The organism is Cohnella sp. SGD-V74, from assembly GCF_003001675.1.
In the GTDB taxonomy this organism is placed as follows: Bacteria; Bacillota; Bacilli; order Paenibacillales; family Paenibacillaceae; genus Cohnella.
In genome coordinates, this window is sequence record NZ_PVYW01000011.1 from 138,296 (window position 1) to 152,000 (window position 13,705).

General features: G+C 56.9%; 8 protein-coding genes. All 8 read left to right on the plus strand.

Annotation, left to right across the window (positions count from 1 at the left end; translation table 11 throughout):
- Nucleotides 1-5 precede the first annotated feature (5 nt).
- Nucleotides 6-2,465: a hypothetical protein gene (locus B0G52_RS17665; RefSeq protein ID WP_094046702.1), complete on the plus strand. Its 2,460-nt coding sequence runs from the start codon at nucleotides 6-8 to the stop codon at nucleotides 2,463-2,465.
- A gap of 27 nt (nucleotides 2,466-2,492) precedes the next feature.
- Nucleotides 2,493-4,076, plus strand: coding sequence for a glycoside hydrolase family 3 protein (locus B0G52_RS17670; RefSeq protein WP_094046704.1), 1,584 nt, complete (start codon nucleotides 2,493-2,495; stop codon nucleotides 4,074-4,076).
- Between the two features lie 70 nt (nucleotides 4,077-4,146).
- Complete coding sequence (locus tag B0G52_RS17675) at nucleotides 4,147-6,396, plus strand: glycoside hydrolase family 2 protein (RefSeq protein WP_094046706.1); 2,250 nt, start codon at nucleotides 4,147-4,149, stop codon at nucleotides 6,394-6,396.
- Between the two features lie 153 nt (nucleotides 6,397-6,549).
- On the plus strand, nucleotides 6,550-8,235 hold the full coding sequence (locus tag B0G52_RS17680; protein ID WP_158223757.1) for an extracellular solute-binding protein: 1,686 nt from the start codon (nucleotides 6,550-6,552) through the stop codon (nucleotides 8,233-8,235).
- 67 nt (nucleotides 8,236-8,302) lie between these two features.
- Nucleotides 8,303-9,199, plus strand: a complete 897-nt coding sequence (locus B0G52_RS17685) for an ABC transporter permease (RefSeq protein WP_094046710.1) — start codon at nucleotides 8,303-8,305, stop codon at nucleotides 9,197-9,199.
- A 42-nt stretch (nucleotides 9,200-9,241) separates the two neighbouring features.
- Entirely contained in the window at nucleotides 9,242-10,096 is an 855-nt protein-coding gene (locus tag B0G52_RS17690) for a carbohydrate ABC transporter permease (RefSeq protein WP_094046827.1), read from the plus strand.
- A gap of 59 nt (nucleotides 10,097-10,155) precedes the next feature.
- Nucleotides 10,156-11,985: a sensor histidine kinase gene (locus tag B0G52_RS17695; protein WP_094046711.1), complete on the plus strand. Its 1,830-nt coding sequence runs from the start codon at nucleotides 10,156-10,158 to the stop codon at nucleotides 11,983-11,985.
- On the plus strand, nucleotides 11,982-13,652 hold the full coding sequence (locus B0G52_RS17700; RefSeq protein WP_158223758.1) for a response regulator transcription factor: 1,671 nt from the start codon (nucleotides 11,982-11,984) through the stop codon (nucleotides 13,650-13,652). The genes B0G52_RS17695 and B0G52_RS17700 overlap by 4 nt, the downstream gene beginning before the upstream one ends.
- The last annotated feature ends 53 nt before the right edge of the window (nucleotides 13,653-13,705 follow it).

Sequence of the window (13,705 nt, forward strand, 5' to 3'; positions counted from 1 at the left end):
ACGTCATGACCGGCAAGCGAGAGAAACAGTTGAAGAGAGCGACGTTGGAGATGAGTCTGAAGCCGTTCAAAAGCCTGGAGCAAACGGCAGTCGACGAGGTATGCGCGGAGGCGCTGCGGCAGTGGAAGCCGCTGCTCGACATAGCGGAATCGGCTTCCATGCTGCTGTGGATATCGGACGGCAGCGAAATCCTGACTTGGAACGGACGCGAGACGGATTCCTTCGAATGGGCGAAATATATCGGGTTCGCGAACGAAGAGTATTTCAGCCACATTCAGGACCGGGACAATCCTCGGATTGCCCGTCTGTACACGGCAAATCCGCCGGACATGACCTACGGGGATCTGAAGCGCATCGTCGCTTCGTTCAAACGGATCGCCGATGAGCGCTTCGGGATACGGCTGGAGGTCGGGGCTACGTTCGATGCGGGACCGGAATTCGCGTACTCGGATTTTAAGTACAAGGCGCATCCGGAAATCAACCGCGCGGAGCTGGGAGGCCGTTACGTTGCACTGAAGGCCGATTATACCGTCGTCTGCACGTGGTCGAAGCTGAAGCAGGATTGTTCGTCCTATGCGGCCTATCCCGACGGAATTCCGGAGGGAACGCCTTTCGGCGAATTTTTCGGCAAGCAATGCGCAAGCTTCCTGCCTGCGCTCGGATTCGATTATATCTGGTTCTCTAACGGGTTTGCGTTGTCGTACTTTCCGTGGACGTACCTTGGAGCCAATTACGACGGAACGAATATCCCGTTGGCGGATCATGCCGAGTTATCCGCCAACGTTCTGTCGTTCTGGGATTTGTTCAAGAGGGAATGCCCGGACTATCGGGTAGAGATCCGGGGAACCAATTTCGGAACCGGCATGGATCTGGCGAAGGATTGTATCCCGATGCTGCAGCTCTACGAGAAGAACTACCTGGAATATCCGGCGCCGAACTCGCCTTGGGGGGCGCTCAACTTTGACTTCGGTCTGGAGATGACCGGCTACATGTCGCGGATCGCGGAGCTGCCGGGCGAGACTTTTCCTTATCGCTTTTACCCGAACGACCCCTGGTTCTGGCAAAATCCCTGGTTCGACCTGTACGACAGGGAAGCGCACGATATCTATTGCCCGCTGTCCGTCGCCCGGGTGAACGAATCCGGAGAGACGGAGAGCCCCGGCGTCATCGAAATTTTAACGATCGATACGGAAAAAGGAGAGCTGGTCGAGGAAGGGCCCGCCGAGATCGTGCCGCATATCCGAAGGGCGCTGAAGGATCGTCCCGACGAGCCCGGCTTGTTGACTTGGCTTTATCCTTTCCGGGAGCTGCATCATGCGGCAGCCTCCCCCAACGACCGGTCGGGCATGATCTTCTTCCATGACTGGTTCGTACGCAACGCGATTAACGAAGGGCTGCCGCTGAACACCGTCGTCGGCACGGACGTCTTCTTCTCGATGAAGGAGGAGGCCGTCGGCAAGCTGCGCGATACGATCCTGTTCGTGGCGACGGGCTGGCTGGAAGGCGAACAAGCGGAAGCCGTCGCGAATTATGTACGGCGAGGCGGACAAGTGCTGCTGTACGGCGCCGTGCGCGACGCGAATCTGCTTGAGCTGCTTCGGCTGCAAAGCGCTCCGCCGCTTGAAGGCGAGTTCGAGTACCGGCTGTCGGGCAGGGCAGACGGTCTGGAACAGGAGGACACCCGGGCTAGCAAGCTGCGCCACTACGGCTTGATCGGAGACGGCGGACTATCGGAGAGGTTAGCGGGCGGGGCCGATGCGCATACGGCGCTCGTCTGCGAGGTGAGGCAAGGCGAGGAGGATCGCGCATTCGCGCTAAGCCGCTCCCTGCCGGAATGGAACGGCGGACGAGCAGGATGGGTGCGGGGTTCGCTGCCGTTCGAGCCGTCGGGAATCACCCATCTGCCGGTGCGCCAGGCTGCCGAATGGTCGGATGCTTCGATCGCCGTCCGCTCCGTGCTCGAGCATTTCGGTTACACGATCATGCAGAGTAAATACGATCAGAGCTCCGCATCCGCTCTTCTGTTCGTAAAGCGGCACGACAATGCCTTTTTTTTCGTCGGCTGCAAGAAGGATACGTCCGTGTCGTTCCGCCTGCGTTTTCCGGACGGAGAACCGGTCATTACCGGTCAGACGGCCGTGATCGGCCATGGCTGCGCGGCTTACGCGCTGGACCGGACGTTCCATGAGGAATGTCGAGTTTTCGCCGAGCAGATCGGCCCCTCACAGGTGAGCTGCAGAGAGATGAGCGCCATGCCGACGCGCAGAAAACAATCGGTGCGCCAGCTTGCAGTCAGCGGTCTGGCGGATGCCGTGCTGACGGTGTACCCGCCGCTTGCCGCGCTGGAGGCCGACTTGGTAGAGCTTCGCGCGGAACATACGGACGGGGAGCCGATCCCGTTCGAACGCAAGGGTAACAAAATCGTCGCGCGTTCGGTTAGCGGCAGCGTGAGCATCACTTGGTGACGGCAGGAGAGAAGGGAAGGATTAACGATGAAATACCGGATTCGGATAAAGGACAGCGCCGAGCGCGAGGCGGCGGCGCTGTCCTTCAGGGAGCTTCTGAATCAGGTCTGCTGTCCGACCTACGGCCGGATCGGAGAAGAGAAGCTGGAATCCTTCGGGGCGATGTTCTTCCATCCGATGGAGCGAGACGAGCTAAGACGAATCATCGGGAAGTTCAAGGCGGGGTGCAAGCTTCCTCCTTTTATCGTCAGCGACTTGGAATGCGGGCCCGGCAATATGATCTTGGGCGCGACCAAGTTCCCCTACATGATGGGACTTAGCCAGACGAACTCCGAGGAGCTTGCCTACGAGACCGGCAAGATTGCCGCCCACGAGGCGGGCGAGCTGGGATACAACTGGACGTTCTCGCCCGTAGCCGATCTGGCGGCCGACCCGGACAGTCCCGTCGTCAGCATGCGAAGCGCGGGCGTCCGTCCCGAGCACGCTGTCAAGATGACAGGCGCCTACATGACGGGTTTGCAAGAGAACGGGATGATGGCGACGATCAAGCATTTTCCGGGAGACGGGTATACCTCCTGGGACCATCACTTAACGACGCCGTTACTTCCGCTGGACAAGACTGCCTGGTTCGCCGGTCCCGGGCGCGTCTTTCAAGATTTGATCGATCGCGGCGCGATGGCTGTGATGCCGGGCCATATCGCGCTCCCAGCCTTCGACGAGCCGGATGAGCGCGGGTTGTATCCTCCGGCGACGGTATCGAAGCGGCTGTTGGTCGATCTGCTGCGCGGAGAGCTGGGCTTTGAAGGGCTGATCGTGACGGATGCCATGGAGATGGGCGGCATCGTCGGCTATATGAATTACTATGACGCCTGCGCTGCGGCTTTGGAGAACGGCTGCGACATGCTCCTCTTTCCCCGGATGGACGAGCGTTTCTATGCGGAGATGGAACGCAGAGCGGAGGACGGAACGCTCAGTCTCGATACGATGCGCAACCGAGCGGCCAGAATTATCGCGCTGAAGGAGCAGTTCGGTCTGTTCCGAGCCGCGGAAGCCGCGCCGAAGCCGTTGCCGGACCTTGCGGAGCACGAAGCGGTTGCGAGGCAAGTCACAGAGCGAGGCATCACGGTCGTGCGCGACCGGGAGGGGATCGTTCCGTTCCTGATCGGCAAGGAAACGAAGGTGCTGCATGCCGTCATTATGAACAATGCCGACCGGAACGGGGGGCTGCTCGCCAGCATGAAGCAGTCGCTCGGCAGCTTAACCGATTATGTCGAGCAGTGGATCGACCCGGGTCCGGACGCGTTATTCCAAGCCGCAGCCGAGAAGCGCTTCGACTTGATCGTCTGTTCGATCGGGAGCAGGCTGAGCTATGGCCTGAACGTCGTCCGTCTTCATGACGAGGTCGCCAGAAATATGATGGGCGGCTGGACGAAGCTGGGTACACCGATTATTTTCGTCTCGCATTTTCACCCGTTCGTCCATAAGGAGTACGAAGCATCCATCGATACCCTCATCAACACGTACGGAGATATTGCGTGTACCGTTCCGTTCCTTGTTCAAGGCATTGCGGGCGAGAGAGCCCTGAACCGGAATTTATACGCGCATGATTGATCCGGCATCGAGACAACGTCCGGGTGTCGGGCAGGTTATACGCAAGTCATTATGGGCCGGAGGCTGAAGCATGGAAAGCAAACTCGAAATGCAGTGGGAAGTCGGCTGGAGCGACAGTATGTCGGAAGCGCCGAAGCGATGGGTGCCTGCCGCTGTACCGGGCGCCGTCCAACTGGACTGGGCGAACGCGGAAAATTGGGGACATCATACGTACGGAGACAATTGGCGCCAATACGAGTGGATGGAACGGAAATACTGGACGTACCGCACCAAGCTGGAAACCGAACAGATGGCAGCGGGGCGGCGTCTGATCTTCGTGTCGAAGGGCATCGATTATCATTTCCATGTCCGCGTCAACGGCAGGGAGGTTCTGTCGCAAGAAGGGATGTTCACTCCCGTCGAGCTGGATCTCACGGAACGAATCGACGGCGGCCGCATCGAGCTGGAAATCGTCATCGAACCGGCGCCCAGGCTGGAAGGAGCGGAAGGGAGGTCCCAGGCGGCCCATAGCTGCAAGCCCGCCGTCAGCTACGGCTGGGATTGGCATCCCCGGCTGATCCCGCTGGGCATATGGGACGAAACGTATGCGGAAATCCGTCCGCAGGTGCACATCGCGGCGGCCGAGGTCCGGTACGAGCTGAATTCCGACAGGAACAGCACGGAGTTGACGTTAAGCGCAAGATTGAACGGCGCCGGCACGGACGAATGCGTATGCGTATGGAAGGTTGCGGATCCGGAAGGCAATCCGGTATTCGAGCGGACGATTCCGGTCAGCGGGGATTCCGTTCAAGTGGTCGGAACGATCGATCATCCTCGCCTGTGGTGGCCTCACGATCAAGGCGATCAACCGCTCTACCGATCCGAGGTTTATGTGTCGGAGGCAGGCAGAGACGCCGGGGAAGCGGAAGTCCATCGACAAGCGATCGGTTTCAGAAAGGTCAGGCTTGTCGTTCACGAAGGCGGCTGGAAGGAGCCTTCGCAATTCCCGAAGAGCCGCAGTCTTCCTCCGATCACGATGGAAATCAACGGCCGGACGATCTTCTGCAAGGGGACGAACTGGGTCAACCCTTCGATCTTCCCGGGCACGATCTCTTCGGGCGACTACCGCAGCCTTCTGGAACTGGCCAAGTCGGCGAATATGAACCTGCTCCGCATCTGGGGCGGGGGAATCGTCAACAAGGCAGCTTTCTTCGAGCAATGCGACGAGATGGGCCTGATGGTATGGCAGGAGTTCCCCCTGGCTTGCAACCTGTATCCGGACACCCCCGAATACTTGCGCGTGCTGGATCAGGAATCCCGCTCGATCGTCGCCCGGCTTCGGAAGCATGCTTCGGTCGTCCTGTGGTGCGGGGGGAACGAGCTGTTTAACGCATGGTCGAAGATGACCGACCAATCGCTGCCGCTTCGGCTGCTCAACGCCAACTGCTTCGAGCTGGATCCGGCAACGCCTTTCCTTATGACTTCGCCGCTGGAGGGCATGGGGCACGGCCATTACATGTTCCGCTACCGAACGGGGGAAGACGTGCTGGAGGCGATGCCGAAGGCGAGCAACACCGCGTATACCGAATTCGGCGTCCCTTCGCCGGCTTCCATCGAGCAATTGCAGAGCTTTATTCCCGCGGATGAGCTCTTCCCGCCAAGACCGGGTACGGCATGGGAAAGCCATCATGCGTTCCATGCCTTGTCTCCGGAAATGTGGCTGATGCAGGATCAGCTGGATTACTATTTCGGGCCTTACGAGACGCTGGAGCAGCTCGTGGAATACGGTCAACTGCTGCAATCGGAGGGCTATAAGTGCATCTATGAAGAAGCCAGACGGCAGAAGCCGAAATGCTCCATGGCGCTGAACTGGTGCTTCAACGAAGCTTGGCCCGCAGCGGCGAACAACAGCATCGTCATGTGGCCCGACAAGCCGAAGCCGGCCTATTACGCCGTACAAGCTTCGTGCAGGCCCGTTCTGGCGAGCGCTCGCATTCCGAAGTTCGTCTGGCGCGAGGGAGACTGGTTCGAGCCGGAGCTATGGCTGCTGAACGATAGCCCGGAAGAGGTTCCCGGCGGACGGCTGGAAGCTTACTTGTCCCTGGGCTCCGGCGAGCGGCTGCTGCTGTTGGAGTGGGAGTATGCCGGTTTACAAGCAAACCATAATCGAAGAGGGCCGACCGTGAGGTTTTTGCTTCCAGCTGCAGACGCCGAAAGAATGAAGCTCGAGCTGGTCGTTGCGGGTCGTCCGGAGCTGACATCCTCGTATACGCTGCTCTACAGGGCAAGCGGTCGTCCGACTCCGCCCAAGCGAGACGCCTTAAACTTCCAATCATCGTGAGCCCATCGCCGGCATCGAACGGTTTGTGTCCGTCTATCCCTCAATTCGCGTAAAAACAGGCAAGGACCGCAAAAACGTCTCGTTTCGAAGCGCTTACAGCCGCGCCTATAATGAAAAAGCAAAGGACAAAACCTGATGAAGCGAGGGGTACACATGGAAAAGAGAAAAACGGCAAAAATCGCGTCGGGCTTGCTGCTGGCGTCCGCGCTCACGCTTGGCGCCTGTTCGAACTCGACGAACGGAGGGAATGCCTCCTCCGCGCCTGCGAGCCAGTCGGCGGGAGAGAATAACGGCGCGGTCTCGTCGGTAACCGGACCGCTGGGGAAATACGATCCCCCGATCGAGGTGACGACCGTGCGGGCCGTCAATCAAGCGTTCAAGTACGACGAGGGCAAGTCGATCGACAATAACATTTGGACGGATATTTTCAAGGACCAATACGGCATCAACGTCAAAAATCTGTGGGTCGTAGACGAATCGCAATATCGCCAGAAGCTGAACATCTCCATTGCGTCGGGCGACATTCCGGACTTCATGATGGTGAACAAAGAGGAACTGCTCAGACTGTCGGAGGAAGATCAGCTCGAGGATTTGACGACGCTGTTGGACCAGTACGGCAGCGACTACCTGAAAGAGCTGTTGAATCAAGACAACGGCACGGCGCTCAAGGCGGCTACGTACGAAGGCAAGCTGCTCGGCATTCCGCAGATGCAGGTGAACGGCGGGGTCAGCACGGCCGAGATGATCTACTTGCGCTACGATTGGCTGAAGAATCTGAATCTGCCGGAACCGAAGACGATCGACGACGTGATCCAGATCGCCACGGCCTTCGTCAAGGACGACCCCGATCGGAACGGCAAGAACGATACGTACGGTCTGGGGCTGAACAAGGACTTGTTCCAGGCGCACGGCACGGTGAAAGGCTTCTTCAACGGATTTAACGCGTATCCCGATGTTTGGCTGAAAGACGACAGCGGAAACCTCGTTTACGGTTCGATTCAGCCGGAGATGAAGTTGGCGTTGGAAAAACTGAGCGAGCTGTACAAGGCAGGCATCATCGATCGCGAATTCACGGTCAAAGACTGGAACAAAATCGCCGAGGATATCGCTGCGGGTCGTCTGGGACTGGCCTATGGCACCGTATCCGACGGGGGACACATCCACAAAGTGAACAAGGATAACAATCCGGACGCCGAATGGAAAGTCTATCCGATCGTCTCGCCGGACGGAAGCCCCGTTCAACCTCAGCTGAACGATACGGCCAACAACTTCTTCGTCGTGAAGAAGGGCGTCAAGCATCCGGAAGCGATGATTCAACTGGCGAACATTTACTTGGAGCACTATTATCTGACGAACTACGCGCCGGATCCGAATCCGTTCATCTCCAGGGACAACGGCATATTCCCGGGCAAGTACCATCCCGTTCTCATCGATCCTCTGAATGTCAATCTGGACGCGTTCCGACTCGTTCAAGACGCGCTTGCGAAGAACGACGGCAGCCAGTTGGGCTTTCCCGCCAGCGTGCATTACGATCGACTCACCAAGTACGCGGCCGGCGACAAGGAGATGTGGTTCTCGACGATTGTTTTCGGAGCGGAGGGCTCGTACAGCGTCATCGACCAATATGACCGGAACGGCGTAGGCATCTACAATGCGTTCCAAGGCGCGGCAACGCCGACCATGTCGGAGAAGATGGCTTCCTTGAAGAAATACCAGGACGAGACCTTCACGAAGATCATTATGGGCGAATCGCCGATCACCGAATTCGACAAGTTCGCGAGCGAGTGGAAGAAGCTCGGAGGCGACCAGATCACGGAAGAAGTAAACGAAAGAAAGTAAACAGCGCGATGTCGGCGAGAAGGCGAATATTCGCCTTCTCCCTTACTTCTTGCCGGAGGAGACTGCAATGTTAAAAAAATGGCGGATACAAGCACCGTTGCACCTGATGCTGATTCCGGGCCTGGTCGCGATTCTGATTTTCAGCTACATTCCGATGGCCGGAATCGTGATCGCGTTCCAGAAGTTCGTGCCGGTCAAAGGAATATTCGGATCGGAGTGGGTCGGACTCCAGCACTTTCGTTATATGATTCAGCTGCCCAACTTCACACAGATTTTGTGGAATACGACGTTTATCGCATCCATGAAAATCGTTGCGGGTATCGTCGTACCCGTGTCCATCGCGCTGCTATTGAACGAAATCCGCAAAGAAGCGTATAAGCGAACGATTCAGACGTTGATTTATTTGCCTTATTTCCTTTCGTGGGTCATTCTGAGCGGCATCCTGATCGATATTCTGTCGCCTAGCAGAGGCGTCGTGAACCAATTCATCGTTTGGCTCGGCTTTGACAGCATCTTTTTCTTGGGAAGCAACGACTGGTTTCCCTACACGCTGGTCATTTCCAACGAATGGAAGGAATTCGGCTTCAGCACGATCGTGTATTTGGCCGCGCTGGCCGGCATTAATCCCGCGTTGTACGAAGCTGCGTTGGTTGACGGGGCTAGCCGATGGAAGCAGACGCTTCATATTTCCTTGCCGGGCATGATGCCGATCATCGTCCTCATGGCGACGCTCAGCATCGGAAACATCATGAACGCGGGCTTCGAGCAGGTCTTCAATTTGTATGGACCAGCCGTATACGAGAGCGGCGATATTATAGATACTTTCGTGTACCGGATCGGATTGGAGGAAGCGCAGTACGGCTTGGCCACCGCGGTCGGTCTGCTCAAATCGGTCGTCTCGCTGCTGCTGATCTCGGTCTCTTATTTTCTGGCTTACCGCTTTGCCAATTATCGTATTTTCTAAGGAGGTGCCCCTGTGAGCGGACATAAGTCGCCGACCTACCGAATGTTTCAAATGCTGAATTATGGCTTTCTTACCGCATTGGCGCTCCTGTGCGTGATGCCTCTGATCCATCTCTTCGCCGTATCGTTCAGTTCCAACTCTGCGGCGACGGCGGGCGAGGTATTCCTGTGGCCCGTTGAATTCACCACCAAGTCCTATGAGTTCGTGCTGACCGAATCGGCCTTCATGAACGCGATGGGGGTTACCCTCCTGAGGGTGCTGCTCGGCGTGACGATCAATATGACGATCACGATTCTGGTCGCGTACCCGCTGTCCAAGGATGCGAAAGCATTGGCGGGCCGGACGATCTACGTCTGGATCTTCGTCTTCACGATGCTGTTCAGCGGCGGAATCATTCCGATGTATATGACGATGCGTTTCCTCGGCCTTCTGGATACGATCTGGGTGCTTGTTCTGCATACGGCGGTGCCTGTATTCAATATCGTCATCCTGCTCAATTTCTTCCGGAACCTGCCGAAGGAGCTGGAGGAAGCGGCCCTGATCGACGGCGCCGGACATTGGCGGATCATGTGGGGAATCTTCGTTCCCTTGTCGGCGGCCTCCATCGCGACGGTAACGCTGTTCTCGATCGTCATGCATTGGAATGCCTGGTTCGACGGCATCCTGTTCATGAACTCCCCGGATCACTATCCGCTGCAGAGCTATCTGTATACTGTCGTGGTGGGCATTCAATCGATCATTAACAGTTCGACGGACATGGAGGTTCTCGCCATGGTTTCCGACCGTACGGCGCGAGCGGCCCAACTCTTCGTCGGTTCGATCCCGGTGCTTCTTGTCTATCCGTTCCTTCAGCGCCATTTTACGAAAGGAATTGTCCTCGGAAGCGTGAAGGAGTAGCATAGGTTGTTAAAAGGAATGCGAGCGATCCGCTTCCTTCTTCAGAGAGGGGCGCAGGCATGCATCATCTATCTTCGAGAAAACGCATTTCGATTTTCGGCAAGCTCGTGCTTGCCTTTCTCCTCGTTATGACGCCTTTGCTCGTATTGGGAGGGGTGATCAGCGACAAGGGAGCCGGAATCGTCGACAAGGAAATTTCGAAGTCGCTGCAGCAGCAGATCCGGTTTTATTTGCTGACGCTGGAAACGGAAATCGAACGCTTGGCGGCCCTGCAGCGGGAGTTCATGAACGACGAGGATTTGGACGCTCTTTCGTTGATGGTTCAGCGGATGTCGACGTATGAGCGGCTGTCCGCGGTAAAGCGGCTTCAGGCAAGGCTAAGAATGATCAAGGAATCCAGCGTGTATATCGCCAATGCAAGAGCCTACATTCCATCCATTGAGCGGTTGGTGTCGTCGGACGGCGACGTCGCAATGCTGGATCAGGAAATGCTGGACAAGGTGAAGCAAGGCTCGCTCAGTCCGGCGCATCCTTTCGCCCGCCAGAACGAACGGTTTTACATCCGCGAATATTACCCCAGCGCTTACAATCTGGAGCACCGCAATCCGAATTTTATTCTGGAACTGGAACTGTCCGTCCCGGCTCTGTATCGATTTCTCGAGCAGTTGCCGGGTTATGACAGCGGCGGGGCTGCGCTCGTAAGCGAAAGCGCCGTTATCGTGAGCGGGAAGCATCGGGCTTCTTTCGGGAAAATACAGGAGAAGTGGAACGGAGAGACTTACCGCTGGTTGAAGGATGGAGCCGGGGACGCAAGCGAAGCGGCCGCGCGGACGTCCACGCTCGCGTTGGAGGACGGCGATTATTTGATCACCTCTCTCTACTCGCAGGCTCTTGATCTCCATCTCCTGGTTTATGTGCCGGAACGGGAGGTGATGGGGCCGCTCCTGAAATACCGAATGTATCTATGGATCGTCCTGGCGGCCGCCATTATCGTTATCCCGGTGTTCGCGTATTGGATCTACCGCATTATCCATCGGCCTCTGCGCAAGCTGGTAGGCGCATTCCGCAAAGTAGAGTCGGGGATCAAGCAGGTCGAAATCCGTCACGAGAGCAACGACGAATTCCGCTACCTGTACGAGAAGTTTAATGATATGGTCGCCCATTTGAACAAGCTGGTCTATGAAGTGTACGAGCAGAAGATCAGATTGCAGCAGTCGGAGCTGAAACAACTGCAATCGCAGATCAATCCCCATTTTCTCTATAACAGCTTCTACTTGATCTACCGGATGACCAAAGCCTACGACATCGACAACGCGACCCGGTTCACCCGTTTTCTCGGGGATTACTACCAATATATCACAAGGAACGGAAAGGACGAGGTCCGTCTGGAGGACGAGATGCGGCACGTCCGCTCCTACATTGAAATCCAATCGATCCGTTTCGGCGATCGAATCCGTGTGGAAATGGAAGAGACGCCGGAGCAGCTGCGCGAGCTTCAAGTTCCTCGGCTTATTCTCCAGCCAATAGCGGAAAACGCATATCAGTACGGATTCGGCGGCGATATGGACGAGTGCCTGCTTCGCATCGGCTTTCGGCAGGAGCGGACTTCTGCCGGGGAACCCGCTGCGGTCGTCTTTATCGCGGATAACGGCGCAGGCATGACGGCGGAGCAGCTGGAGCAATGGCGAAGAAAGCTTGCGCAAGGAACGCACGAAACCGAAATAACGGGGCTGCTGAACGTGCATCGAAGGCTCAGGCTGAAGTTCGGGGATTCGGCCGGTATCAGACTGGATATAGAAGGAGAAGGGTTGACGGTCTCGGTGGTGCTTCCGCTGTTCGATTCGGAGAAGCCGGAACCGTCCATCGACATCGAGGAGGGCCAATCATGATGAACGTGCTGATCGTGGACGACGAGCCGCTCGCCGTGAACTATCTGGTTGAGGCGCTTGCCGATATGCCGAAACTGCAGCTTAATGTGACCAAGGCGTATTCCGGCAAAGAGGCGCTGGCCAAGCTAGGCTCCGGCAAGGTCGATATTCTGCTGACGGATATTCGCATGCCCGGCATGAGCGGCATGGAGCTGGCGGACGCGATTCTGGCGATAAGTCCGAGGTGCCGGGTTATCTTCCTCACGGGTTATAACGACTTCGATTACGTGCAGACCGCGATGCGCAAAGGCGGGGTCGATTACGTGCTGAAGACCGAAGGGGACGGGGCGATCGTTAGCGCCCTTGAGAAGGCGATCGCCGATATCGAATCGGAATTAAACGACAAGCAGATCATGCAGAAGGCCCGGCAGCAGGTTCACCTGGCCTTGCCGTCGCTGCGCCGGGATTACTTAATCGACTTCCTTCAGGGGGATGTCGATAGTCTGGCCGCCCGAAAGAAACGTTTCGCCGAGTTGGACATCGACCTCGATCCGGAGCGTCCGGTGTGCGCAATGCTCGGGCGAATCGACGCGTGGGGCTCGTTCTCGGCTCCCGCGGATCGGGCGCTGCTGTTCTACTCCATCTACAATATCGCGGAGGAGTACTTCCAATCGGACTTGCGTTTCGTCTTCTTCCAGTACGACCGTACGCGCACGGTATGGTTGCTTCAACCGAAAAGGGGGGAATCGATGGAAAGCGCTCAGAATGCGATCGGCGACGGGGCCGAGCGGATTCAGACCGCCTGCAAAAGCATGCTGCGCATCCCGCTTTCCATCGCACTGTCGTTACGGCCCGTAAGCTGGGAGGAGGCCGGGAGCCTCCTTGAGGATCTGAAGCTGCAACTAACCTTCTGCATGGCCGCCGGCGAAGAGGTTTTGATGACGGAGTCTGCGGATAGAGAGGCGGACGAAAGGCGAGGGTCCAGCTCGCTGCTGTTGGAAATCGGCCGCCTCCGGTCCAATATTCATAAGCTGGATTTGCTGGAATCTTCGATGGATAACGGGCAAACCGAAGAACTTAAAGAGCTGTACGAAAGCTTGTTTCGGGTAAAGGGGGAACTGTTCACCAGCGAAGAGGGCAAGTGGCTCGGGCTTGAGCTGTTCTCCCATCTCTCTGCGTTTTTCTTGACCTATCTGAATAAACGGAAGCTGATCGACGCGGTGGAGGCCGACGTTCCAATCGATAAAATCTACAATCCGAACCAGCATGCGGGGCTGGAGGCGATGCTGGCGTTTTTCGGAGAGCTCGGCCTCCGCATTGCGGAGCATAACGGCAAGCTCCAGAAGGAACGCAGCCACGGCATCGTAGATCGCATCCACAGCTACGTTCACCAATTTCTGCATGAAGAGCTCTCGCTGACGAAGCTGGCCGAGATCGTTTATTTGAGCCCGCCGTACCTTTCCCGGATGTATAAGCAAATGACCGGTCAGGGGCTGCTGGAGTACATTAACGAAACCCGAATTCAGAGAGGGAAGCTGCTTCTTAAGCAATCGGATAAAAAAATTCACGATATCGCTTCGGAAGTCGGATTCGAATCCGCTCCTTACTTCACGAGGCTGTTCCGCAAGAAAATGGGCATGACGCCGCAGGAGTACCGGGAGTCCGTCAAGGGAATGGATTCTTTATGATTTTCTGTACGATCCCCGAATAAGTCCAACGCTTCAATCATATACGGTAAAGA